25 protein-coding genes are annotated in these 25,121 nt (G+C 43.1%); 8 read left to right on the plus strand and 17 right to left on the minus strand.

Annotated elements, in window-relative coordinates:
- Nucleotides 1–72 precede the first annotated feature (72 nt).
- Nucleotides 73–1,995 (plus strand): anaerobic carbon-monoxide dehydrogenase catalytic subunit, encoded by a 1,923-nt coding sequence (gene cooS / locus SALPA_RS10870; protein WP_145093501.1) that lies wholly within the window; start codon nucleotides 73–75, stop codon nucleotides 1,993–1,995.
- 11 nt (nucleotides 1,996–2,006) lie between these two features.
- On the plus strand, nucleotides 2,007–2,525 hold the full coding sequence (locus SALPA_RS10875; RefSeq protein ID WP_145093504.1) for a 4Fe-4S dicluster domain-containing protein: 519 nt from the start codon (nucleotides 2,007–2,009) through the stop codon (nucleotides 2,523–2,525).
- Between the two features lie 67 nt (nucleotides 2,526–2,592).
- Here SALPA_RS10875 and SALPA_RS10880 read toward each other — a convergent pair whose 3' ends face one another.
- From SALPA_RS10880 to SALPA_RS10895, 4 genes are all read right to left on the minus strand, one after another.
- On the minus strand, nucleotides 2,593–3,345 hold the full coding sequence (locus SALPA_RS10880) for a 4Fe-4S dicluster domain-containing protein (RefSeq protein ID WP_145093507.1): 753 nt from the start codon (nucleotides 3,343–3,345) through the stop codon (nucleotides 2,593–2,595).
- A complete protein-coding gene (locus SALPA_RS10885) occupies nucleotides 3,345–5,159 on the minus strand; it encodes an NADH-quinone oxidoreductase subunit NuoF (protein ID WP_145093510.1) in 1,815 nt (604 codons plus the stop codon). The genes SALPA_RS10880 and SALPA_RS10885 overlap by 1 nt, the downstream gene beginning before the upstream one ends.
- The gene (locus tag SALPA_RS10890) at nucleotides 5,146–5,640 is read right to left on the minus strand and encodes an NAD(P)H-dependent oxidoreductase subunit E (protein ID WP_222427956.1); all 495 of its coding nucleotides are present in this window, start codon (nucleotides 5,638–5,640) and stop codon (nucleotides 5,146–5,148) included. The genes SALPA_RS10885 and SALPA_RS10890 overlap by 14 nt, the downstream gene beginning before the upstream one ends.
- A gap of 225 nt (nucleotides 5,641–5,865) precedes the next feature.
- Nucleotides 5,866–6,990 (minus strand): DUF362 domain-containing protein, encoded by a 1,125-nt coding sequence (locus SALPA_RS10895; protein WP_145093513.1) that lies wholly within the window; start codon nucleotides 6,988–6,990, stop codon nucleotides 5,866–5,868.
- A gap of 303 nt (nucleotides 6,991–7,293) precedes the next feature.
- Here SALPA_RS10895 and SALPA_RS10900 point away from each other — a divergent pair, with 303 nt between their 5' ends.
- Nucleotides 7,294–8,511 (plus strand): EAL domain-containing protein, encoded by a 1,218-nt coding sequence (locus SALPA_RS10900; protein ID WP_145093515.1) that lies wholly within the window; start codon nucleotides 7,294–7,296, stop codon nucleotides 8,509–8,511.
- A gap of 127 nt (nucleotides 8,512–8,638) precedes the next feature.
- Here SALPA_RS10900 and SALPA_RS10905 read toward each other — a convergent pair whose 3' ends face one another.
- Nucleotides 8,639–9,580, minus strand: a complete 942-nt coding sequence (locus SALPA_RS10905) for a DMT family transporter (RefSeq protein ID WP_145093518.1) — start codon at nucleotides 9,578–9,580, stop codon at nucleotides 8,639–8,641.
- Between the two features lie 125 nt (nucleotides 9,581–9,705).
- Between SALPA_RS10905 and SALPA_RS10910 the strand changes: the two genes are divergently transcribed.
- The 3 genes from SALPA_RS10910 (at nucleotide 9,706) to SALPA_RS10920 (ending at nucleotide 12,598) form a co-directional block, all read left to right on the plus strand.
- On the plus strand, nucleotides 9,706–11,106 hold the full coding sequence (locus tag SALPA_RS10910) for a PLP-dependent aminotransferase family protein (RefSeq protein WP_145093521.1): 1,401 nt from the start codon (nucleotides 9,706–9,708) through the stop codon (nucleotides 11,104–11,106).
- A gap of 29 nt (nucleotides 11,107–11,135) precedes the next feature.
- Complete coding sequence (locus SALPA_RS10915; protein WP_145093524.1) at nucleotides 11,136–11,411, plus strand: DUF2164 domain-containing protein; 276 nt, start codon at nucleotides 11,136–11,138, stop codon at nucleotides 11,409–11,411.
- 131 nt (nucleotides 11,412–11,542) lie between these two features.
- Nucleotides 11,543–12,598 carry a PAS domain-containing sensor histidine kinase gene (locus SALPA_RS10920; RefSeq protein WP_145093528.1) on the plus strand — a complete coding sequence of 352 codons (1,056 nt, stop codon included), beginning with the start codon at nucleotides 11,543–11,545 and terminating at the stop codon, nucleotides 12,596–12,598.
- 10 nt (nucleotides 12,599–12,608) lie between these two features.
- Here the strand turns inward: SALPA_RS10920 and SALPA_RS10925 are convergent, their stop codons facing one another.
- The 6 genes from SALPA_RS10925 to SALPA_RS10950 all read right to left on the minus strand — a co-directional run bounded on the left by SALPA_RS10925 (nucleotide 12,609) and on the right by SALPA_RS10950 (nucleotide 18,632).
- Complete coding sequence (locus SALPA_RS10925) at nucleotides 12,609–12,944, minus strand: branched-chain amino acid transporter permease (protein WP_145093531.1); 336 nt, start codon at nucleotides 12,942–12,944, stop codon at nucleotides 12,609–12,611.
- Complete coding sequence (locus tag SALPA_RS10930; RefSeq protein ID WP_145093534.1) at nucleotides 12,941–13,645, minus strand: AzlC family ABC transporter permease; 705 nt, start codon at nucleotides 13,643–13,645, stop codon at nucleotides 12,941–12,943. Before SALPA_RS10930 ends, SALPA_RS10925 begins: the two co-directional genes overlap by 4 nt.
- Before the next feature lie 16 nt (nucleotides 13,646–13,661).
- Nucleotides 13,662–14,129 (minus strand): Lrp/AsnC family transcriptional regulator, encoded by a 468-nt coding sequence (locus SALPA_RS10935; protein WP_304624549.1) that lies wholly within the window; start codon nucleotides 14,127–14,129, stop codon nucleotides 13,662–13,664.
- Between the two features lie 454 nt (nucleotides 14,130–14,583).
- Entirely contained in the window at nucleotides 14,584–14,874 is a 291-nt protein-coding gene (locus tag SALPA_RS10940; protein WP_145093537.1) for a hypothetical protein, read from the minus strand.
- An 84-nt stretch (nucleotides 14,875–14,958) separates the two neighbouring features.
- Complete coding sequence (locus tag SALPA_RS10945) at nucleotides 14,959–17,079, minus strand: RNA degradosome polyphosphate kinase (RefSeq protein ID WP_255451148.1); 2,121 nt, start codon at nucleotides 17,077–17,079, stop codon at nucleotides 14,959–14,961.
- Nucleotides 17,080–17,084: 5 nt separating this feature from the next.
- Nucleotides 17,085–18,632, minus strand: a complete 1,548-nt coding sequence (locus tag SALPA_RS10950; protein WP_145093540.1) for an HD domain-containing protein — start codon at nucleotides 18,630–18,632, stop codon at nucleotides 17,085–17,087.
- Between the two features lie 252 nt (nucleotides 18,633–18,884).
- Between SALPA_RS10950 and SALPA_RS10955 the strand changes: the two genes are divergently transcribed.
- Both SALPA_RS10955 and SALPA_RS10960 read left to right on the plus strand, forming a co-directional pair.
- Nucleotides 18,885–19,112, plus strand: coding sequence for a hypothetical protein (locus SALPA_RS10955; protein WP_145093543.1), 228 nt, complete (start codon nucleotides 18,885–18,887; stop codon nucleotides 19,110–19,112).
- A gap of 110 nt (nucleotides 19,113–19,222) precedes the next feature.
- The gene (locus tag SALPA_RS10960) at nucleotides 19,223–20,416 is read left to right on the plus strand and encodes an IS256 family transposase (RefSeq protein ID WP_145088854.1); all 1,194 of its coding nucleotides are present in this window, start codon (nucleotides 19,223–19,225) and stop codon (nucleotides 20,414–20,416) included.
- Between the two features lie 214 nt (nucleotides 20,417–20,630).
- Here SALPA_RS10960 and SALPA_RS10965 read toward each other — a convergent pair whose 3' ends face one another.
- The 6 genes from SALPA_RS10965 to SALPA_RS10985 all read right to left on the minus strand — a co-directional run bounded on the left by SALPA_RS10965 (nucleotide 20,631) and on the right by SALPA_RS10985 (nucleotide 25,109).
- Nucleotides 20,631–21,719: a hypothetical protein gene (locus SALPA_RS10965; protein ID WP_145093546.1), complete on the minus strand. Its 1,089-nt coding sequence runs from the start codon at nucleotides 21,717–21,719 to the stop codon at nucleotides 20,631–20,633.
- Nucleotides 21,682–22,998, minus strand: coding sequence for a hypothetical protein (locus SALPA_RS10970; protein ID WP_145093549.1), 1,317 nt, complete (start codon nucleotides 22,996–22,998; stop codon nucleotides 21,682–21,684). The genes SALPA_RS10965 and SALPA_RS10970 overlap by 38 nt, the downstream gene beginning before the upstream one ends.
- Nucleotides 22,999–23,232: 234 nt before the next feature.
- Nucleotides 23,233–23,886 carry a hypothetical protein gene (locus tag SALPA_RS10975; RefSeq protein ID WP_145093552.1) on the minus strand — a complete coding sequence of 218 codons (654 nt, stop codon included), beginning with the start codon at nucleotides 23,884–23,886 and terminating at the stop codon, nucleotides 23,233–23,235.
- A 245-nt stretch (nucleotides 23,887–24,131) separates the two neighbouring features.
- Nucleotides 24,132–24,689 (minus strand): N-acetylmuramoyl-L-alanine amidase, encoded by a 558-nt coding sequence (locus SALPA_RS10980; protein ID WP_145093555.1) that lies wholly within the window; start codon nucleotides 24,687–24,689, stop codon nucleotides 24,132–24,134.
- A gap of 1 nt (nucleotide 24,690) precedes the next feature.
- Nucleotides 24,691–24,834: a hypothetical protein gene (locus tag SALPA_RS28950; protein ID WP_186451022.1), complete on the minus strand. Its 144-nt coding sequence runs from the start codon at nucleotides 24,832–24,834 to the stop codon at nucleotides 24,691–24,693.
- Complete coding sequence (locus SALPA_RS10985) at nucleotides 24,831–25,109, minus strand: BhlA/UviB family holin-like peptide (RefSeq protein ID WP_145093558.1); 279 nt, start codon at nucleotides 25,107–25,109, stop codon at nucleotides 24,831–24,833. The genes SALPA_RS28950 and SALPA_RS10985 overlap by 4 nt, the downstream gene beginning before the upstream one ends.
- Nucleotides 25,110–25,121 lie beyond the last annotated feature (12 nt).

Genomic DNA, 25,121 nt, shown 5'->3' on the forward strand with positions numbered 1-25,121 from the left:
CAATATACTGACTGGAATATTAAACAAATATGGTCGACAATACAGAATTCAGTAAAGGAGCTGATTAGGTTCATGAAGAGCCAAGAGCCATTAGATTCAAGTGTAAAAGAAATGTTAGATGTAGCCAAAACAAGTAATGTTTCAACTGTGTGGGACCGCTATCAAAGTCAACTGCCGCAATGCGGCTTTGGTGAAAGCGGTATCTGCTGTCGCAATTGTCTACAAGGCCCTTGTCGGATTAACCCCTTTGGTGACGGACCAGACGTCGGTGTTTGTGGTGCCAACGCCGATACCATAGTTGCCCGTAACCTCATCCGCGGAATCGCAGGCGGAGCAGCCAGCCATTCCGGCCATGGTAAGCATTTGGCTCATGTTCTAAAAAAGGTGGCAAAAGGTGAGGCTCTTGCTTACGAGGTCAAAGAAGCAGCCAAGCTAAACGCCGTGGCCGCACGCTTAGGCATTCCAACGGAAAATCGCAGCACCAAGGAAATAGCTGGCGATGTCGCCCAAGCCGCACTGGACGAGTTTTCCGAACGTGAAACTCCCAACGCCTGGGCAGCAACCACCTTGACTGCTGGACGGATAGCCAAACTAAACGAGCTGAAGGTAATACCTTATGGTATTGACAGCATTATTGCTGAGATCATGCATCGTACTACCCTAGGGGTAGACGCTGACCCAGTAAACTTACTGTTAGGCGGTATTAAAGGTGCAATAGCAGATTTTGCTGGTTGCCACTTAGGTACTGACTTAGCCGATATTCTTTTTGGTATTCCAGCACCAACAGTGAGTGAGGCCAACATGGGCGTGATTAGGGAAAAGGCTGTAAACATCGCTCTTCATGGACACAATCCCCTTCTTTCCGACATGATCGTCGCAACCTCCCGCGAGCCTGAGATCTTAGCCGAGGCCAAGGCAGCCGGCGCCGAACAAGGCATCCAGCTAATGGGAATCTGCTGCACCGGCAACGAAGTTCTCATGCGCCATGGCGTACCAACTGTCACCACTGCTGTTTCGCAGGAACTGCCTATTCTTACAGGTGCCCTTGATGCCATGATCGTCGATTATCAGTGTGTCTATCCTTCGTTGCCTACTGTTGCTGCCTGTTTTGGCACCCCGCTGATTACTACCATGGATATCGCAAAAATACCGGGGGCAACCCATATTGAATTTGATGAAGACCATGCTAGCGAAAAGGCTCGCGAAATAATCAGGATAGCAATTACCGCCTTTAAACGCCGCCTAAATAAGCCTGTTCATATCCCTCCCAAAACCAGCAAGGTGGTTGCAGGCTTCTCGACTGAGACTATTGTGGGCGCCTTAGCCAAACTAAATGCCGACGACCCGTTGCAACCGCTTGTCGACAATATCGTCAACGGCAATATTCAAGGTGTCGTATTATTTGCTGGTTGCAGCAATATCAAAGTTGGTCATGACCAAAATTTTGTTGCTATTGCCAAAGAACTGATTGCCCGCAATATTCTGGTATTGGCTACCGGGTGCGGCGCTGGCGCCTTTGCCCGCAATGGCCTATTAGATCCACAGGCAACACTCAACTATGCTGGTGACGGACTAAAAGCCGTACTCACAGCGATTGGCGAAGCCAATGGACTAAACGGTCCGTTGCCTCCGGTCTTACATATGGGCTCCTGTGTTGATAACTCCCGCCCTGTTGATATTGCCGTGGCACTTGCTAACAAGCTAAAAGTGGACATTCCTCAGCTCCCTGTTGTTGCCAGTGCACCTGAATACAAGACAGAAAAAGCCTTAGCCATCGGCACCTGGGCTGCCACCCTTGGCTTGCCTACCCATCTGGGATTGGTGCCGCCAGTCGTTGGCAGCAAACTGGTCACAAGGATTCTTACCCAGGACATTAAAGAACTAACAGGCGGTTACTTCATCGTCGAGCCAGACCCAATACTAGCAGCCGAGAAGATTTTCAGCGCAATACAGGAACGGCGCCAAAAATTAAATATTAGCACCCGTAGTTGGTAAGGAGGATTACCATGCAAAAAGAAATCCTTATCCGGTATGAACGCTGTATGGGCTGCCATTCCTGTGAAGTAGCCTGTGCCGTAGCCCATTCACCCTCGAAAACGCTAGTTGGCGCGATAGTAAGCGATAAGCCACCACTTAAACAAATTTATGTCGAACAAATTGACAACCTAAAAGCCCCTATTGCCTGCCGTCACTGCGAAGAAGCTCCCTGTGTGGAACTCTGTACAACCCATTCGCTCCACCATACCCCTGATGGCCTGGTTACCAACAGTGATCGTCAGGACAAATGTATAGGTTGCTGGATGTGCATTATGGCCTGTCCATTTGGTGTAATCCGCCAGGACGGCGATAAGCGCCGGGCGGTAAAATGTGACAGAGAATGCCTGGACGAAGCGGGTATTCCAGCCTGCGTCAAAGCGTGCCCAACCAGTGCGCTGGTATTTAGCACCGTAGCTGATTTCCAAGCAGGCAAGAGGCGCGGGCAGGTTGCCGTGCTGGAAGACTGCGCAAGCAGCAGCCAGGACTGAGTTATTTAGCAACTAGTCGAAAAAGATCCTACAGCACCGTATCGCTGTAGGATCTTTCTTTATTTCGTTACTTCGCAGCAACGCCATATAAGTCTTTAAATTTTTTAAAAATATGCGTTCGCTTACAGCTTTCACATAAGATTTCATCGTCTGTAGAGCCCAGCTTGTTACGCATATATTCAATTTGTTCTTGGGTTATGAAGTGCTTGCCACACGACTTGCAGCTTAGCAATGCAAACTTTTTGTTCCATATCGTTCTGTGCTGTTTTTCTTCACGAATAGGTATGGCTCCGGTAGGACATACTTGGGCGCATGCACCACAACCCATGCACGCCTCCGAGGGTTCATCATATGGAGTAGCTACTTTTTTCGTAATTCCTCTGCTTATTGTGGATATTGCAGCTAAACCCACTGTTTCACAGGCTTTTACACACAATCCGCATAGAATACACTGCTCATCAGTTGCTGAAGTAAATCTTGCAGGTTTAGAAACTGAATATTCTTCTCTAAGCTTATTTATTTGCTGATTGTTGGGAACCCTTGCTGAGAGTAGCATGATAATAGTCTTTCTCATCCCGAGTATTTTGGCGGAATTAGTAATTACTTCCACTTCCTTGGTAACCGGGTAAACACAGGAAGTAACAACCTTATGCCAGCCGTTTTCAACTACTTCAACAATACATAGCCGGCAGCTTGCCTGACCAGGCAGGGCGTCACTGTGGCACAGGGTAGGAATATAAATATTGTTACGCTGTGCTACAGCCAAGAGAAATTCTCCTGCTTCTGCCTGGCATATCTTACCGTCGATGGTTATATTCATCAAATAGCCTCCTCTCCGACCTTCACTGCATTAAATTTGCAGGAATCAACGCAATTTCCGCACTTAATGCATTTTTGCATATCTAGTGTATGGGAAGCCTTAGCCTCGCCCTCAATAGCCATCGCCGGACAATTTCTTTTGCACTTTCCGCAACCTATGCACAACTCCTGATCAATGTAGAACGTAGTTAGCTCCTTGCATATTCCAGCCGGACATTTTTTATCAACAATATGCGCTATGTACTCGTCCCTAAAGTATTTGAGGGTCGACACAACCGGATTGGGCGCACTCTTTCCCAGTCCGCATAGTGCAGCTTCGCTGGTCATGCTGCAAATTTCTTCCAAAGTTTCGATATCGCCTAACTGACCTTTTCCATTACAAATATCATTTAGGATGTCGAGCATTCTCTTTAGACCCTCCCGGCAAGGAACACATTTGCCGCAAGATTCCTCTGCCAGAAAGTTGACATAGTACCTGGCCACATCGACCATGCAGGTTCGCTCATCCATGATAATCATGCCACCTGATCCCATCATTGAGCCAGCCTCTGCAAGGGTGTCAAAATCAACCTTAAGATCCAGTAGACTTTCCGGAATACAGCCGCCTGACGGCCCACCGCTTTGAACAGCTTTGAATTTCTTGTTGCCAATCACGCCGCCGCCAATGCCAAATATCAGTTCCCGTAAGGGTATACCCATTGGTACTTCCACCAAGCCGGTATTCTTGACCTTGCCAACAAGGGAAAATACCTTGGTACCTGTACTCCCTTTTGCACCAATGCCCCTAAACCATTCACTGCCGTTGTTGATAATTAGCGGGATATTGGCCCAGGTTTCAACATTGTTGAGAATGGTCGGTTGTCCCCAAAGGCCTTTCTCTACAGAGCGGACATATTTAGCCCTCGGCTCGCCAACATTGCCTTCAATAGAAGCCATAAGAGCAGTAGACTCGCCGCAAACAAAGGCACCGCCGCCTCGTACAATTTGGATGTCAAAATTGAAGCCGCTTCCTAAAATGTTCTGCCCGAGGAAACCACGCTCTTTGGCTTTGGCGATAGCGATATCCAAATTCTTGATTGCTAACGAATATTCATCTCTGATGTAGATATAGCCCATTTCGGACTGTATCGCATAGCCGGCAATCAGCATTCCTTCAATGATACTATTGGGGTCACCCTCCATAATACTTCTATCCATAAAGGCGCCAGGGTCACCCTCATCACCGTTGCATACCACATACTTGGGAAAATTGTCATAGCCCGCACATTGCTTCCATTTACGACCTGTAGGAAAACCAGCACCGCCCCGGCCCCGCAAGCCGGAGTCCGCTACTTCTGAGATAACCTGAGCCGGAGTCATGGCAAACAGCACCTTGTTCAATGCTTGATAACCGAGCCTCTCGATATAGTCATCGATATCAGCAGGATCAATCTCGCCGATATTCCGCAACGCCAGCTTCATCTGCTTTTTATAGAAATCGTTATCGTTTTGCGATTGCACCTTTTTGCCTGTGGCAGCATCCACATATAGAAGTCTGTCGATGACCTCGTCGGCCATAATAGACTTTTCAAATATTTCGTCAACATCTGCCTGCTTAACTTTATAATAAGAAATATCATCAGGCATGATTTTCACAATTGGACCTTTTTCACAAAATCCATTGCAACCGGTAGCTTTTATGATCGGTTCGACGCTAACTGCTACGCTTGCTGCCAACACTTTATTTTTTAACCCTGTATAGATTTCCAGACTATTATTAGCAAGGCAGCCGGTGCCACAGCAAACCAGTACCTTTTTTTGGCTATTCGCACCCATTTAGTTCTCCCCCATATTCGCCCAGGATTTCTCTAATTCTAGCTGCCGTAACTTTTCCATAGTAGGTTTCATTCACAACAATAACAGGAGCAATCGCACAGGACCCGAGACAATTTACTGTTTCCAGAGAAAAACGCCCATCTGCGCTAGTTTCACCCGGTTTAATATGAAGGGATTTCTCGATTTCATCAATGATAATCATCGACGACCTAATGTGACAGGCTGTACCATCGCAAACCTTAATAATATTGTCACCTTTTGGCGTCAGGCTTAAGGCCTTATAAAATGTTGCCATGCTATATAACTTGCTTAGCGGAGTATCGAGATATTTAGCCAATATAAGCAGCGCTTCCCTGGGGATGTAATTATACTCACGTTGGATATCTTGAAGAATCGCCAGGGTGTAACGCTTCTCCTGCGGGTACTTTTGGATCACTTTGTGGGTGGATGAAAAATCAATTGACGTTTTTTCCATTGACATATTGTCTCACCTTCTGATTATAATTTTGCCAGTTGCAGACTGTCCCATATTGTTACTTTTTTTATATATTATAGCTTCGAAGACAAAACCCTTTTTCCATGTCCTAAATAACCGAAATTTACTGACAAAAAAGTCTATATTCCTCTCTTTCAAGTCACAAAACGACCCGAGTTAACCCAAAAAATCCGTAGATAACATTTATCTACGGATTCTTGCTAAGCCTGATTAGATTTCAATAAGCTCATAACCCTTTGTGCCGATACCAATTTTTTCGGCATGATCAAGGCACACCCGCCAATTGGTTTCCGGATGAGTGGCATGAAAATGATCCTGTTTTCCACCGTCACTCCCTTGGTTTGCTAGCTGTTCAGCCAAGTAGCTGCCTGAGATAACCGGAGCCTGGTTAGCCATATCGGCACAAGCCATATCAAGTGCTACCGGGTCAAACGAGGCGAACATCCCGATATCGGGAATTATGGGTACGTCATTTTCGGCATGACAATCACAAAATGGTGCTACATCAACAACTAAGCTGATATGAAAGTGTGGTCTGTCATGTAATACAGCCCACGAATACTCGGCAATTTTCTTGTTTAGAATATCATTGGACTCATCCCATGCCGCAGCAATCGCATTAACATGACAAACGCCGATACATCTTCCGCAGCCGACACATCTGGCATGGTCAATCTGTGCCTGTTTATCAGTAACCGTTATCGCCTTATGAGCACAAATTTTTCCGCAGGCGCCACAACCTACACAAGTTTTGCTTTTTACCTTAGGTTTACCATCACTATGCATCTCCATCTTACCGGCTCTTGAACCACAGCCCATGCCGATGTTTTTTAATGCACCGCCGAATCCGGTAAGCTCGTGGCCTTTAAAATGGTTCAAACTGATCACAATATCGGCATCCATTATGGCCCGCCCAATTTTGGCTTCTTTAACATATTCGCCGCTAGGAACAGGAACATAGGCCTCATCAGTTCCCTTTAACCCATCACCGATAATAATCTGACAGCCGGTTGTAAACGGATTATACCCATTTTCGTAAGCAGCATCCAAATGCTCCAGGGCATCTTTACGCCTGCCTACATACAATGTGTTGCAATCGGTAAGAAACACTTTGCCACCCTGGTCTTTGATTACATCAGCAATAACCTTGGAATAATTCGGTCTGAGAAAAGCAAGATTGCCAGGCTCACCAAAATGTATTTTTATTGCAGCAAACTTACCCTTGAAATCAATTTCTTTAATTCCAGCTTTTTTTACAAGCTTCTCCAACTTTCGCAGCAAATTCATCTTGGGGGTTGCGCGCAAATTGGTAAAGAAAACTTTTGACTGCTTCATAACATTCACCCCTTACTGTGTTTATGAAATTTCTGGAAATTCCATGCATCTGTTCACTATTATAATAGTAGCGGACAGCATACTCTTTTACAAGTACTTACTTGGGGGTTCCCTAGTATCTATTTATATACTTCAGGTTTGCATTCCAGCTTATTGACTGCTGCTCATTTACTAACAGCTTGACTAATTTATATCCACATTGTACTATTTATATATCTTGTCAAAGTGGACAATCTCTATGCAATGTGTGTAGAGATTGTCCACTTTGTGTTTTAAACGGCAGCGAAGGATTGAGGAACCTTAATGTTAACTAGTGAGAACATAAATTTAGAATGGATACTGAAACACAGAGCCATCCAAACCTACTTTCAACCGATCGTCTCTATCAGGCAGCAAGCGGTTATCGGGTTGGAAGCTTTATCTCGCGGCTTAAATGCTAACAATGATTTAATTTTGCCGCAACCCTTGTTCGCAGCGGCGGCCGCTAAGGGAAAAAGCGTTGAACTTGATCGATTGTGCCGCGAAAAAGCGCTTGAAAATTATAAACGGATTCCCGACAACGATAGCTTTTTATTTCTCAATCTTACTACTTCTATCCTTGATGAAGGAGTTGTCGGTTCCGGTCATCTAATAACAGCGGTTAATCAGCTAGGCTTAAAGCCGTCATCAATCGTTATTGAGGTTATTGAGTCTAAAGTCCGTAACATTGAAAATTTAACTAAGTTTATCAAGCTTTATAAACAATACGGATTTTTAATTGCTTTGGATGACGTGGGCACTGATTCATCTAATATGGATAGAATCCTACAAGTTCACCCTGATATTATTAAAATTGACCGCGTGCTTATTTGCGATATCAATACCGATTACTATAAACAGGAATTATTTAAGGCTTTGGTTTTTGTCGCTAAAAAAACAGGCGCTCTTATCATTGCCGAGGGGGTTGAAACTCATAGCGAAGCCACAACCAGCCTTGAACTCGGCGCTGACTTTCTGCAAGGCTATTACACTGCTTATCCAGCACCCTTTCCCAAGCACATAAACAGTGTGAGCGCAAAAACTATGCGTCTTCTGAGTTCAGCATTTCGCAGTTCCATAGTAGAAAACATCCGGAATATGTCCTTAAAGAGAAAGTTTTACGAGAAGATTTTAGAAGGGCTTATTGAAAAACTTGCTTGTATCTGCCCTGAACACTTTGAAATGAAACTAAATGAAATCGCAAAAGATCAAACCAGCGTTCAGTGTTACTATATATTAGATATCACTGGTATCCAGATAACCGAAACCGTCAAAGCGTATTTAGATAACACTGAGAATTGTCACGGAATGTTTCGTCCAGATTGCAAGGGATCTGACCAGTCATTGAAAGATTACTACCTCTATATTCATTCAGGCTTCGAGAGGTACATAAGTGAACCCTATATATCCCTCGCTAACGGTCAGCCATGTCTTACCGGGTCTATACTTTTTCAAACTTATAGTGGCAACCCTTATATATTATGCATCGACTTTACTTGCTAATATCGCAGCATAATGAAGATTTACGAAGCGATGTCCGAAGATATCGCGTCTATTTCGAGCTATCTTAGACGCACATATACAAACAAAAAGCTCCAAGAGTATTTACGCTCTTGAAGCTTTTTGTTTTTCAGGTACAGCAGCTTTCCTGCCGCTGTGGTGAATGCACTTTTAGACCAGTCAGCACCATGCCAAGCACAACCAGCAGCCCTCCCAGCCATTGCTGCCAGCCAGGCTGCTCGTTTAATAATAGCACCGACAAAATCATCGCTGTGAACGGCATCATACCAGAAAAAGCTGCTGCCACTGCGGCATCACAGCGTTTGATACCAGCATACCAGAGAATGAAGGCTAGAGCAGTGACAAATAGACCATACCAGACTAATGCTGCCCACCCAACTATACTGAGGGATAGCAGGGCAGCGGCTGGATGTTCGGTCAGTGCAGGGCCAAGACAAAGCAGCAAGGCAATGATTACTACCAGCGTAGTCTGAACAATCGGGTGCAAAATCTGAGCTGAACGCAAAGCAGCTTTTACACTACCGCTGCGTGAAAGTACGTTAAATACCGACTCACACATTGCTGCACAAAGCACCAATACATTGCCGATTAGATGTTCTGTGGAAAATACAATGTCAGGCGAAAAAAAGCCCTGGAGAACTACGATACCAGTAACCGTGCTGATTATGCCAAGAAAGCGTATCCTAGCCAACGGTTCCTTCAAAAGCGTCCAGGCAAGCAGCACCGTAGTTGCCGGCGTTGCGCCGGTGAGTATCCCCGCTTCTCCTGCGCTAGTACGCAATAGCCCCTGTAGTAAAAACATCCGGAACAAAAAGATACCGAACAAGGCTTGGATAAACAAACCAGCCCAATCCCGCCGGGCCATTTGCGAAATACTTGGCCCAAGTTTCCTCCCGCAAAGCGGCAGCAAACCCAGCAAAGCAAAAAATAAACTCCCGACCGTTATCGTGAAAGTCCCTAGCGTTGCCACAACAAAACGACCGGCTATCACGGAAGTTCCTGCTAAGGTAAAGGCCCCCAATAAAAAAAGCACACCTGCAAACCGTTCCATCCACATCCTCCAATTCATTTACACAAATTACAATAATTAACTACTATGGTATAATGGTAACAGATAAACCGGTCTAGTATTAGAGCCAGTTTAAGGCTGTTTTTATAGGGCCAGTTGGAGGATCTATGTGGATAATGAACTTGCGCCGCCACAGTGAAGTTTCTTTGGCGCGCCAGATTTACCAAGTGTTGCGCGAGCAGATGACAGCAGGCCAGCTACATCCAGGTGAACTACTGCCATCCACACGTGAGCTGGCAAAACTACTATCTGTATCGCGTAATACTACCTATGAAGCCTATGAGATGTTGTCTGCCGAGGGCTACATTGTAAGCCGTCAGGGTGCCCAAACCCGGGTAGCTGCTGGTCTTCTCCTGGAAAAGCCTGCACCCGCCCTGGAGGATTTGCACAAAACGGTACAACCTGCCGCTACGTATTTGGCTGATTTTCGGACAGGCCGGCCTGATCTACAACGCTTTCCCCGCAATATGTGGCTCCAGCTGCTGCGCCGGGCTACCGAAAATCTATCTGCGCTGCAATGGGGTTACACAGGTCCAGAGGGCTTACCGGTGTTACGGGAGGAAATTGCGTCCTGGCTACTTAGGAGTAGAGGGCTTACCGTTCATTCCCGTGATATTTTCATTACTGCCGGAGCTACCCAGGCACTGCATTTGCTTGCAGGCTTATTAGCGGGAGAAGAACGAGAGATTTTAGTTGAGGATCCCTGTCATGTTGGAATGCTGCAGGTATTATACGGAAAAGGGTTCAAAATCCGTCCTGTACCTGTAGATAACCAGGGTATTCAGACCGAATTTCTAACAGGTGATAGGGCCTGTGCAGTATATGTAACCCCGTCACATCAATTTCCGCTTGGCGGAATTCTACCAGCAGGTCGCCGCGCCGACTTGATACGGTTTGCCCGCAATAAAGATCTTTATGTAATAGAAGATGACTATGATAGCGAGTTCCGCTATTGTGGCACACCTGTAGCACCGCTCTATTCAATGGATGCACAGCGGGTTATTTATGTAGGCACTTTCAGTAAAATCCTGTTTCCTGCACTGCGAATCGGCTATGTGGTACTCCCCCCAGAGCTGCACAAACGTTGGTGCCGCTTGCGTACCTACGCCGATGTCCAGAATCCTCCGTTCGAACAGGCTGCACTTGCGGAGTATTTACGCACCCGCAAGCTGGATCGGCATATACAGCAGATGCGCCGACTCTATGGACAGCGCCGTCAGCTACTGCTCCAAACACTTGAAAAACTCTTTGGCAAAACCTGGTTCCCTTGGGGAGATGCTGCCGGCTTACATCTGGTACTGGAGTTTCCCGGCATGCACTTTGATCATGAATTTGCCCAGCGCTGCAAAAAATGCGGGATTTATGTTACTCCGGTTGACGATCACAGTATCTGTAAAGGCATCCACTTGGATAAACTAATCTTGGGTTACGGCCACCTGGAGCCAGCTGAAATCAGGCAAGGGCTTTTATTGCTGCAAGAACAGTTTCAAAAGAACAGCAGTGATTGAATCCAACCGCAATTGATATGGAGGTAAAAATGAAAAATATAGAATTAACTAAAGAGGAACAACAACTTGCAATTGAAAATATAAAAAGCTACTTCTTTACTGAGAAAGAGGAGGTAATTACAGATCTCTCAGCAATACTGCTTCTGGATTTTATACTAGAAAACATTGGTCCTCTTATTTACAATCAGGCGATAAAAGACGCCCACTTTTTCATGGGCGAAAAACTTGATGACCTATTTGGCCTAGAAAAATCAACTAGGCAAAGTACAATAAGACAACCACAGAACTCCGGCCATAATCGTTAATAAAACAGCCGGTACGTTATTTTTATTTTCTCCTCTCATATTTATATTTTTTTACATTTATGGGATATTTTAAAAGGGGTTCTAGTGTTTATGTAGAAATTAATGATAGATTTATATGTGAGGATTAAATTATGAGATTAATAAAAAATGAGTTATTTTTAAAAGTTTTTATGTCTAACCCCTGTCCTATGGCGATTAGTGAAATAAGTGACGGCACATATATTGAGGTAAATGGTGCGCTGCTTGATACCCTAAGCTACTGTAAAGAAGAGGTTATTGGAAAAACGCCCCAGGAATTAGGCATATTTTGGGATAGTATTGATCGCCAAAAAATGTTGCAGCTACTTAATGTGCATGGATATTTTAAGAGTTTTGAAACTCTCATTAGTTGTAAAAATGGCAGCATTTTAAACGCCGTCTTCAATGGGGAATTTATTATGCTTGAAGGCAGACCTTATCTATTGACTGTAATGAATAATATCACAGTCAAAAGACAGTATGAACAAGAATTTATTCATTTGGAAAACCTAAATTTAATCAGCCAGATGTCAGCAGGAATAAGCCATGAAATTAGAAATCCCATAACAACGGTGCGAGGCTTTTTGCAGTTTTTCATGAAAAAACCAGCATATGCTCATCATCAAGATTATTTCGAGCTAATGATAAGTGAATTAGATAAAGTCAATTCAATCATAACAAATTTTTTGTCCATAACTGAAAGTGATCCGTTACATTCCCAATATATTGTACAAGATTTAAAGAAACTGCTTGAACGAATACAACCTTTACTAGAGACCAATGCACTAGAAAAACGTAATCAACTGCACTATTGCATTGCAGACACGCCGGTAATACTTATCAATGAAATGGAAATTCGTCAAATGGTTTTCAATCTTGTCCAAAATGGGTTTGAGGCAATGCCTATAGGGGGTACTCTTACCCTTAAAACCTTTCGCCAGGATCGTCATGTTGTTTTAGTCGTTCAAGACCACGGGACAGGTATTGATGAAACGATCTTGGATAAGCTTGGCACGCCCTTTCTAACTACCAAGGACAACGGTACTGGTTTGGGGTTGGCAGTGTGTTATGGGATAGCCCATCGCCACAACGCTAAAATCAACGTAACCACAAGCTCGCATGGTACAAGCTTCGAAGTCCACTTCCCCATATATCAGACTGACTCATAAAGCTACTATTTCACATAAACACAAATTGTACCAAAGCCATATAAATTATCGTGCCGCCGCCAATGCTGAGGAGGGTATTATTTTTTGTAAGATGCAATAGTACAATACAGGCAATGGCCAAAGCTTCCGGAATACCATAGGGAGCCGATAATGCCGAAACATTTTTTAAGCAATACACAATTAACAGACCAATAGCTGCGAAAGGCAGTACTTTGCCCAAATAAAGAATATATTGGGGAGTTTCTTTATTGTCCGGAAACAATAGGAACGGCAAAAATCTTGTCAGGATGGTTCCCAGAGTAACTGCCACAATAATAATCAGGGACTGCTGAATTGTTAGTGTCACTGTGCCGTTCTCCTTTCCAGCGTCTTTTTACACAGGATCAATACTAAGACAATGGCTAACATGGCCGGAATAATAAAGTTATTCGAGCCAAAGAGCAGCAAACATACTGCCGAGGTGGCGACACCAATGATAGCCGGGCCATGATATTGTTGTGATTTCCATTGTTCGATAAAAATAACAACAAATAAGGCGGTCATAACAAAGTCAATGCCTTTCGGATTAAAGTCCACCATTGCGCCTAAAACAACCCCTAACACTGAACCGGCTATCCAATACCCATGATCCAGCAGGGTTATAAAAAACATGAACCAACTTCGGTCTACCCCGTCAGGCGCCTCTGTCGAACAGAGTATGGAGAAGGTTTCGTCTGTAAGCCCGAAAGCCACATAAGACTTTTTTCTGCCTATTCCATTGACTCGATTCAGCAAAGAGATGCCATAAAACAGATGCCGGGCATTGACCACCAGTGTTATTATAAAGGCATACAGCGGATTGAAGGCGGTTGTAAGCAGCCCAATGGCCACAAATTGCCCTGCACCCGCATAGATGATGGTACTCATTAAAACAGCCCATCCCAGAGAATACCCTTTACTGCCCAATAGTACGCCAAAAGCAGTACCCAAAAACAGGTAACCTGTCAAAACTGGCAGGGTGTGTGGAAAAGCCGCTTTTAGGGCTGTCATTTTTACTCCTGCGCCCATTGTTATACCCCCGCTATTATTGTTCAATTGGTAGTGATAAGGTTCTTTTTTCCGTACTCATTACAATACTGGTTTCTACCCGGTTAACTCCCGGTATAGCCATCAGGGAATCAATGACAAAGTCCCGGTAAGCCTGCATATCTTTGGCAACAATTTTCAATAGATAGTCGCGATTGCCTGTAACGGTATAGCATTCCAGCACCTGGGGCAGTCGATTGATTTCTTCAACAAAAAAATTGGCCGTTTCGCGGTTAAGCGGCGATAAATTTACCAGAATAAACGCCAGAGTTTCCATGCCCAGCTTTTTTTCATCAATAACGGTTGTGAATTGTTTAATAACACCTAGTTCTTTCAAATTTTTTGTTCTTGCCAAACACGCCGAAGGCGATAACCCAATCATTTTGGATAAATCTAAATTAGATATTGAGGAATCCTTTTGTAAAGCACTCAAAATGGCTTTATCATGGCTATCCAATGTCATCATAATATAATTCTCCATTTTTATAAAATAACCAAATATTACACTAATATAATTATATAATGCTATATTTTATATAGCCTTGTCAAGTGAACTTGTTTCAGCAATGCTGAACATTGAATCTTCAGACACTCATCGACTACGATAAAATAAAATTGGAAAAAGCCACAGGCTAATCACTAAACCTGTGACTTTTGGTTAATTTTATATTTATCCGAGGACCAAACCGCTCTTAGACTGCCGGGGTTAAAACCCCAGCTGAAGCTTAGATAAACTTTATCCACATACCTGCCATTAGCAGTTATCCACAGACAAAAAGCTCATATTTGTAGTTTCATTAACCCGACCAAACTCTTTTTCCACAATAGTTCCCCAAGTTATCCACATTTCAAGGCATTTTGTTGATAACTTTGTTGATAACTTTGCTGCTGTGGATGAATAAAAAAAGCGTGACATTACGTCACGCTACCGGGCGGCTCCAATCTACATGCACGCCTGTTTTTTCCCACATCCGGGTAAGTACTGTTTTCATATTATCCACACTCTCTGCCGGCCTGATGGTTACCTCTTTGAAATCAAGCAGCCCTTCGCCAGGTACCCTGATAAGATGTTCGGCTGCCAGATACGATTCAATGATTTGGTGGGTAGCCGCATTATCAAAAACCACCTTAATTGTTTTGCTTGCTTGTTCGTATTCCACATAACCGATTTCATCATTATATTGAACTGCTACTTTAAAGTTTTCCCGCAAGAATATCGCTCCTTTTCTAGAAACAAATTATTTCCACTGCCGCCAATATTATACGACGATTTGCCAAATCCCGCTACACAAGTTTTACTCAACTCGCCGGTAAAGTGGTGTAAAACGCTGTTCAATACTGATATCAGGCTCCTGCCCGTTCTTCTGGGCCTGAGCAAAAAATTCCATCTGACAGGTAATCGCTTTACCCCGTTTGTCAACCCGGCGATAGGTACCATCTTTTCTCATACTATACGCTTTTTGGTTGTCACTGAGTGTCATATCTAATATCCTCTTAATCCGCACGATATGACCAGAATCTTCGATCGGGAAAAAGAGTTCAACACGTTCATTGAGGTTACGTGGCATCCAATCGGCACTTGATAAAAAAATCCGTTCGTCGCCGCCGTTGCCAAAATAAAAGATACGATGGTGCTCAAGAAACCTCCCGACAATGCTGCGTACAGAAATATTCTCGCTTACTTCTGGCACACCTGGCCGGAGCACACAGATGCCGCGAACGATAAGATCAATTTTAACACCATGGCAAGAAGCCTCATACAGTTTGAGAACAATGTCTTTATCCACAAGTGAGTTCATCTTGGCAATAATTCGGCCGCTTTTACCGGCGTTGACAAATGCAATCTCACGGTCAATAAGTTCTTTGATTTTTTCCCGCAGTCCGAGTGGTGCCACAACAATTTTATTCCATACCGGTGGATCTGAGTAGCCTGACAGCAAATTAAAGAAGGCGGAAGCATCAGCGCCAAACTGGTCGTTAGCCGTAAACAGACCCATATCTGTGTATATTTTGGCAGTAGTATCATTATAGTTACCGGTACCCATATGAACATAGCGTTTAATACCGGCTTGCTCCTGCCGTACCACTAATATCATTTTAGCATGCGTTTTTAGCCCAACCAAGCCATAGATAACGTGACAACCCGCTTCCTCCAGGCGTTTGGCCCATATAATATTATTTTCCTCATCAAAACGGGCTTTTAATTCTACCAGCACTGTAACCTGCTTGCCATTTTCAGCGGCTTGCGCCAAGGCTCTTACAATCGGCGAGTTGCCACTGACCCGGTATAGTGTTTGCTTGATGGCCAGTACCTGGGGATCATCCGCAGCCTGAAGCACAAAATCTGTCACTGGCTGAAAGGATTCATAGGGATGATGCAAGAGGATATCGCGCTCCCTGATCGCATCAAACAAATCAGTTACGCCTATCAGCTCCTGCGGTGTTTGGGGCGACACCGGCGTATGTTTTAGGTGTCCAAGGCCGGAGAAATCACTGAACTTAAAAAAGCAGGTAATATCCAGTGGCCCGGGTATTTCGTAGATATCCTGCTCGTCAATATTTAAGTTGCATACTAGTAGCTCACGCAACGGTCTGTTACTGGATTTGCCGATCTCCAGGCGCACGGCTTGACCACGTTTCCGCTGACGCAGCGACTTTTCAATCTCCGCCAAAAGGTCTTCGGCATCCTCTTCGTCAATGGAAAGGTCGGCATTTCTCGTTATGCGAAAAGGCACAACATCTTTTATCGTGTAGCCGTGAAACATATGGCCGCAATAGTGTTTGATAATATCTTCAAGAAAAACAAACTGCCGTTTAACACCGTTGCCAGGTGCCTCTACAATCCGCGGCAATACTGCCGGAACCGGAATAACAGCAGCACAATCATCGCCCTTCTCCCGGCACAAAAGAACAGCAAGATTTAGACTGCGATTGGCCAAAAAGGGGAACGGATGCCCGGCATCCACTGCCATAGGGGTAATGACCGGAAAGATGGTATTTTTGAAAAAATTCTCAATCCACTCTTGCATCCCCTCATCCAGGCCAGCAATATCACAAAAACAGATATCGACTTTTTCCATTTCAGCCTTGATATTTTTTAAATACCGATATTCCAGTTTAACCAGTTCATGAGCATCCTCTGTAATGCAGACTAATTGCTGTCGCACTGACAAACCGGCAGCATCTACTTTATTAACTCCGCTTTCCAGCTGGTGCTTGAGGCCTGCTACCCGAATCATAAAAAACTCATCCAGATTAGAGCTAGTAATAGCAAGAAAGGTAAGCCGTTCTAATAGTGGCTTATGCTTAACATCGGCTTCTCCCAATACACGCCGGTTGAACTTAAGCCAGCTTAATTCTCTGTTAAAGAAATAATCAGCATCATCATGTATCTCACAGCTTTTAACGTTTGCCATTGTTATCACCCCGCTCGTCTGATTAATATCGCCTTTATCCCAAAAACATCCTCAAAAAAGCCAGCCTTATCAGCAAAGTTCCAACCTTCTAAGGACATATCTTCCCTGCTGGTTACGGTAATGATTAACTCATCCCCGCGCAAGGCAACTTCTGCCTGACTTACTTTTTGGCGATGGCTGCGGTCAATCGCATCAGCCAGCCGAATAATAGCTGAAAGCTTGGATACAGCAACCTTTTGATTAGGTGTCAAGTAAGCAAAGTTGGCATCTGCGTCAGAGGGTACACCTTTGGAATGATAATAAGCGATATTGGCTATTACATGTCTTTCCGCTTTAGAAAAGCCCAAAATGTCTGAGGATATGATTAATCGGTAAGAATAGAAATAGTGCCGCCGTAAATTTACATGTTTGCCAATGTCATGGAGAATTGCAGCTACTTTCAATAATTGCCGATGGCGCTCACTCAAACCATAAATCCGTGCCAGTTTATCAAATAGCAGCATAGACCACGTTTCCACAGCAGCCGCATGAGTCGGGTCATAGTAGTATTTTTTGCTTATCTCCCAACATAGACTTATGATCTGGCTCTCGATAAGCTTCTGATGTGCATGTGATGTTTTTTCAGAAATATGTTTAATGATAACACCGTCAGCAAATTGATCACTTAAGACAACAATCTCTTCAGGGCCTGTCAGCGATACGATCTTCTTATACAGCACGATGGTCGGCAATACGATCTCAGCCTTATTTTCTGTCAATTGATAGGTTGTTATTAGCTGCGGCAGGTTGAGCGAGCTTATTTGTTTATACAAATTGTTAAACTCAGATAAGCTGACAAAGTTAATCCGCCCCGATTCTTTGCCTAGCATTTTTAGCAGCAGTTTAGTTTCCGGGCCTGATAATACCAGACGCTTGACATTATGTTGACTCATTTCCGTTTCTACCGGTTCGATTGTACTGCCAATATATTCCGACAACGCTTGCTGGAAATGGGCAGAGTCACGTTGGTTTTTATCAAAGCTTTCTTTGATGCGGAGTGCTCCAATATGCATATTTTGCTGGTATCTGAGATTGCCATCTTTGTATAGCGTAAACCCAAGACCACCTGAAGAAATATCAACAAACAGCATGCCATCCTGGGAATTGAGCAAGCCACGATCATTAACTGTCTTAACCAATGACACATATTTGTAAAATATCTCCTGCGGCATATCAACAACCTCAACAGTTAGACCAGTCTTTACCTTGATCTGATCAATAATATAAGGCTGATTTTGTGCTTCCCGAATAGCCGTAGTAGCTACTAGGCGGTAATCGCGCACTCCGTATTCGCCAAGCAGGCGGCGGTACCCTTTCAAAAGTTCGCAAATCTCGCTTACGGCACCAAAACTAATACGCCCGGTTTTAAATGTCTCTTCACCCAGCATTACCTGGCGATAACTCTGTTCTATAATTTTGACGTCATCCATGTTGGTATATTCTACTATCTGTATACCGATTTGTTCTGAGCCGACATGAATGGCGGCAAACCTGTCAGGTGCATGTCTGCCCATATAGAACCCCCTATCGCACCTTGATTATAGTATGATATTGTATTCCTATCTTCGACGACTAGAACAAAAAATCCTGTGTTTCGCTTATGACTTAATACTAAATTAACTGCAAATTAACACAATCTTAGTAAAGACCCGGCAAAACTGGCCTATTTGTTACTAATATGTCACTAGCTTGTCACTAGCTTGTTACTAGCTTAAAAATATTTAAACATTCTATGCTGGTTTTATAAGTAAAATATTCTGGGACATGTGTGCAATGAAATAATAAAACAAGCCCCCGGCACACGCCAGGGGCTTACTCATGATCCACCCATCCAAATCGTCATGGAACAAATTAACCTGCTTACCTCATGTCATGCCCGCCGCCGATCAGTGACGATGCCATGCGAACGTCCATTATACGGTCGATCTCGAATTTGCGGCCGTCAGGCCACAGAGCATTATGAGTGGTTTGATGTTGCCGGATTTATCGGATAAGGTACAATAAGTTTCGCAAATTGAAATACGGCTAAAAAAGAGGACAAGTTTGCAGTTCCCCGGTAAAATGAAGTCACCACACACCATTTACCGAAAGGGGAAGAGCAAACATGTCCAAAGAAATTATACAGTTGAATGAAGAAATCATCAAGGTAGAACTGAAGGAACTGGTGCGTAGCAGCGTGGAGGAAACGCTCAATAACTTGCTGGATCAGGAAGCCAAAGACCTAACCCAGGCGGCCCGATATGAGCGTACTGAAACCCGTCAAGGTTACCGCTCCGGTCACTACGACAGGCGGTTGACTACTACCTCCGGCGATGTCACGCTGAAAGTTCCCAAGCTCAAGGGCATTCCTTTTGAAACCGCCATTATCGAACGCTATCGCCGGCGGGAAAGTTCCGTAGAAGAAGCGCTCATCGAAATGTATCTAGCTGGCGTATCCGTCCGGCGAGTGGAAGACATCACCGAGGCTCTGTGGGGCAGCAAGGTATCGCCGTCCACCATCAGTGAGTTGAATAAGAAGGCCTATGTCCACATTGAAGAGTGGCGCAGTCGGCCGCTGCAAAGTGGTAAGTATCCCTATGTTTACGTCGACGGCATTTACTTACGCCGCAACTGGGGCGGTGAATATGAGAATGTGAGCGTATTGGTGGCGATTGCCGTCAACGAAGACGGCTACCGTGAAGTGCTGGGAGCGGCCGAAGGCATGAAAGAAGACAAAGTCAGTTGGCTGGAATTCTTCAAATGGCTGAAAAGCCGCGGTTTAACAGGCGTCCAACTGATCATTGGTGATAAATGCCAAGGGATGCTGGCAGCGGCAAATGAGGTCTTCCCCCAGGCCAAATACCAGCGCTGCACTGTTCACTTTTACCGCAATGTCTTTTCAGTTGTTCCCCGCTCCAAGGTCAAAACGGTTGCGAAAATGCTCAAAGCGATTCATGCGCAGGAAAGCAAGTCCGCTGCCCGGGAAAAGGCGGCACAGGTAGCAAAAAGCTTGCGCGACATGAAACTCAAAGAAGCGGCGGCCAAAATCGAGGAAAGCATCGAGGAAACGCTTGCTTATGCCGACTTTCCCGGCGAGCACTGGACAAGAATCCGGACTAACAATGTGATTGAGAGACTCAACCGGGAGATCAGGCGGCGAACCAGGGTCGTGGGTGCTTTCCCGGATGGGCAGTCCGCTCTGATGCTGGTCTGCGCCCGCCTTCGCCACGTTGCTGGAACCCAGTGGGGCAGTAAAAAGTATATGAATATGAAACATCTAGAAAATACCGACCCTGAGTCGGATTTTAGTGATGACTGATTTTACTACCTAGGACTGCAAACCTTTTTGCGAAACTTTCTTGACACTACCATTTATCGTGCTGGGCTGTGATAGCTACATAGGTTTTTATGGTGTTATTATGGAACATTCGTTATGTAGTGTAAAGTGGGGGGGGGGGGGGGATGAAAAAAACCGCACATATAATTAAAAAAAACCACTAGTCAGCAGATAACTAGTGGTAGCTTTCTCTTATTTATAATACTGTCGATGCCCGTCGTGCTATCCGCATCTCCAGTTCCTCAAATTTATCGTCTAAAAAATTCAATATGTTACACTGATTGTTATGTACTAAATCAAAATCAGTTTTCGGAAAATTTAATATATATTTATTTAATCTGGCATGCTCAATTTGGCTAGCCTTTGCGTGCTTCAAATCATCACCTGAAAACTTATGCCGAGAGAAAATTATTCCAACTTTACAATTATCTACTTTATCTATTCCAGCTGCAAGCTTATCTACCCAAATACTAGGGACATTCTCATCTTCATTTTTACATTCGCACAATAAGCGACGCTTAATAACCCTTAGCAACGGTATTTCGATATATTTAAAATATGGTCTTACAGTAACCGTAACGTCAATTTGATTTGTTAATGTGTGTACGGTTGAATCTACTCGAAAGAATGTAATAAATGATAATATTAAACAACTAATTGCTTCTAATGCTTTTCCCTTTTCTTCGGTAGAAACTCCATCAGCTAAGCTTAAAATAAAACGGTTGTATGCTACATTATAAGCTTGCCAGTCCGGGATAAATAGTTTTGCCTCAATTTCTTCTTTTCCCAAGGGACTAATTAGCAATTCTTGCACACTAAAAGAAGATCGTTTGCTCGAACTTTTAATAGACGATATACTTCCAAAAACATTTGTTTTAAGCTTATTTTTAATTTTGGGAAATCCATCTGGATCGGGTTGAACTAGTAAATCAAAAGTTATCTCAATATACTCGTCAAATTCATATGGATTAAAAAACTTTCCGCATTCATTGCACTTCAGCTTCTCGGGAATCTCGTCTATGTCTGAAAATACCTTCACCAATTCATGCGTACAATATGGGCAATAAACTTCATAATTTGCATGCAATAATTTAATTTTAAAAGCCGCCAATGCAAATAACTCATTAGCAATATTATAATCAATTCTTTCGTCAGAAGCAAACCGTGCAGGACGAATACCTTTGCGTTGTGAACCACTAAGCTTTGATAGCCATAGGTCAAACCTTACAATTAATTCATATTCAACTTCATAATCCTTTAAACGAGTCAATGAGGGAAAGTACATGATTGTACTCCTCCTTTAATAAATACCTTTTAAATTCAATCTTGTAAAATCCTCTAAACGCAATCATTTTAGTTTTAATTCGTAATACTTTCTTATCTCCTTGATCTACAACATCATCAGTATCACTATCGCATTCATCGTCATCGAATTCATCAATTAAGCCTAATGAATATTCGTCATTTTCTTGAATACCACTAGCATCAACCGGTTTAAACCATACAGCAGATAAAATATCAATCAATTTAACATCATTGATCGTCTCACGTGTATCGAAGAAAATATCAGATGCTTGAATTGGAGTACTATTATGTTTTGACCTAGCACTAATTCTACCACCTCGATCATCACGAAAGTCAAACATATTAATATATCCTTTTTTACCATCTACATAACTTTCAATTACTTCTGCATTTTGAATTATTAAAGCTCTCTCTAATAGACCTGCTATTCTATCATATAAATTAATCGGTGTTTTAACATCGACAATCTCTAATCGCGCAGCAACTTCATCAATAAAGGAATTAATAAACTCATGATTTTCAGAAACCTTTGGTTGAAATTGAAGTTCAATAAAAGATGTAAGCGCTTTCTCTATATTGTACATAGTGTTTTTTATTTCTTCCGAAGCGCCATCTAAATAGGTAAATCCAAAATCCTCGCGTAGTCGATCTAGATATTTTTTTGCAAGTGAATTCGTATTTATATTTTGCGCATTTACATCTTGAGTAGGCTTAACCCCTGACCTAGATCGAACACGAAGAACCAATAAATTTCGTTTAAGATCAACTTCTATACAAATATATGTATTAACAGGCGAAAATACTATGACTTGACCCTCGTATCTATATGTATAATTTGTCTCTATGTAGCCCAAATATACTTTATTTACGATAGAATCGTCTAAAGGATTACTCTCGTACCAAAAACAAGCAAGCGGAACTCCCGCAGGATTGTTGATTCGGTCAAGATTGTTGAATGGCTGAATACCCCTATTCCGGAAAAATTCCAAAAGGGTATCTCTATCTTTAAATCGACTAACTAATTCACTAGAAATCTCAATAAAGTAAGTGTGTTTGTTTTTTCCGTACCATAATTGTTCTTGAATAAACAACCTTACTTTTTCTTCCTCCAGGGTTCCATTCCGAACAGCAAGCACTATATTATCAATAATTGTATTCTTATTTCCCTGATAATCAACGTTATTTAATTTCGCATACTGTCTTAGTATACCAAAATTAATTATTTCTTGTATATCCGGTCGCATACTAAACTGGGACAAAATTTGTCACCCCTTTAGATATTCATTTTTTCTGTAATAAATTCGCCATAAAATTATAAATACCTTTATTAACCATATATTTTTAACTTTTATATTCCCATTATTTATTTCTTTTAAAACAAAATGCTTAACTTTTACTGCTGATTTCAATAATATAAAAACTACTGACATTCATAGAAAGCAAAAAAGCCGCCCACCAGGACGAACCCGACAGGCGGCGGTGGTCAGTGCGTATTATGCTACTGGAATCACTTCAAAGCTAATGATTTTGTCAAAGGCCAAATAATCCTTGCTATTCTGTGTGCCAATCTTTTTATTAAGCATATAGCTTGCAGCAGAAGTACTTGTGTGCTGATTAAACCAGTTAATAAAGCCTTCAATATCAATAGTAGGTAATTGATATTCACGCTCACTTGAGTCGGTCATTGTTACACGCAATAGAGCGTTTTCGAGATTTGGGTTATAAGGATTCAGTTCCCCGTTTTCATCAATGTCGATTGCATCTAAAGATATATGCTTACCGGATTCGCGATTAATTACACTTATTGAATGGTTACCAAGACTCAAATCCTGTTTTTCAAAGACTAGGACTGATCTCGATACACTCGTTGCATATTGATTGTAATTATAAGTTGTCCCATCAATAACCACATCAACTAATGTTGAATAATTATCAGCATAGGTTCCAATTATTCTTATTTTTGATCCGTAAAAATTGAAAGAACAATTGTTACCTAAAGCATTAGTATAATGAAGGCTTCCATCTGAATTACCAGTTATACCTGTTTCAGCAGTCCAAGAACCTGAATAAGAAAATTGACTGTTTGAATCTTCATATCTACGCCATCCTGCCTCTGGTGCTATCAAAATATCTCCCACTGTTGCCATTATACATTCCTCCAATTAATTTATTTTTAAAGCCAACATGCCAAGTGTATCCTGTATAACATACCTTCATTTAAATGTGGATTTTAAACTTACTTAGCGCTAAACAGAACACATGTTCCGCAATTATTTTAGCAAACATATGTTCTGTTGTCAAGGTAATTTATTACTTATAGTAAATATCTACCCTCAATAAAGAAAGTAAGCTCAATTTAAAACGAATAGCTTATCCCCGCTGCAGCGTATTTTTATTGGCTGAAATAATCGGTCACGCCTCTGGCCACAGCGCGGGCAAATTCGTCTTGCCAAACAGGATTGCCCAGTTTAGCAGCGTCTTTAGGGTTTGATATAAACGCCAGCTCAGTGAGGCATGCCGGTGCATCGGTATGTTTTGTCACATACAGGGGATTGGTTTTTAAGCCTCGGTCGGTAAGATCGCCAAGGCCAATAAGCTGCTTTTGTATAAACCCAGCCAGCAACTTGCCTTTTACGCTACCATCACAATACAAGGTCTCGGTACCGTTTGACACCTCGTTGAACGCATTACAATGGATAGACACAAAAACGTCAGCGCCGGCATTATTCGATATGTCGCACCTGGCCCCTAGTTCCTGCGAGGCGGTTGCATCTGGGCCAAATACATCAACATCAGTTTCGCGAGTCATAATGACCTGGTAGCCGACAGCCTGCAGGCATCCCTTCACTTTAAGAGCGACAATCAGGTTAATGTCACATTCGCGCAACCCGTTACCGCAGGCCCCCGGATCGGAGCCACCATGACCGGGGTCGAGACATACAATAGGCATATTAGTTACCTCCCAATAAAATGTTAACTAAATTAACAATGGCGCTGACATCTAAGTCAACGCCATTCACTGCTTTTTGATAGGCAGCATAGCCTGCAACCAGGGCTGCAACTATTGCCGCTATCTGTTTTTTGTTTAAGTTCATTTTCCTTTGTCCTCCTTTTCAATTCCTATCATATCTTCAATATCTTCTACACGGCCCTTCACATCGCAAAGCGCGTCTTTCATTGATATAAGGGACGCATTGATATTGCCAAGTGTTTTTGTCTGCTCGGTCAGCGTGCCGTCTATAATGCCGGTCAGGCGTTCCTCTCGCTTCCCACTGTCCCGCATGACGTAGATAACCAGTACTATAGCCAGCAGCGCCCACGCACTATTAGGGCTGGCTAATATCTCCTTTAATGGTATAAATTGCTCCAATTCCTCACCCCC

The organism is Sporomusa sp. KB1 (assembly GCF_007830295.1).
Classification (GTDB): domain Bacteria; phylum Bacillota; class Negativicutes; order Sporomusales; family Sporomusaceae; genus Sporomusa.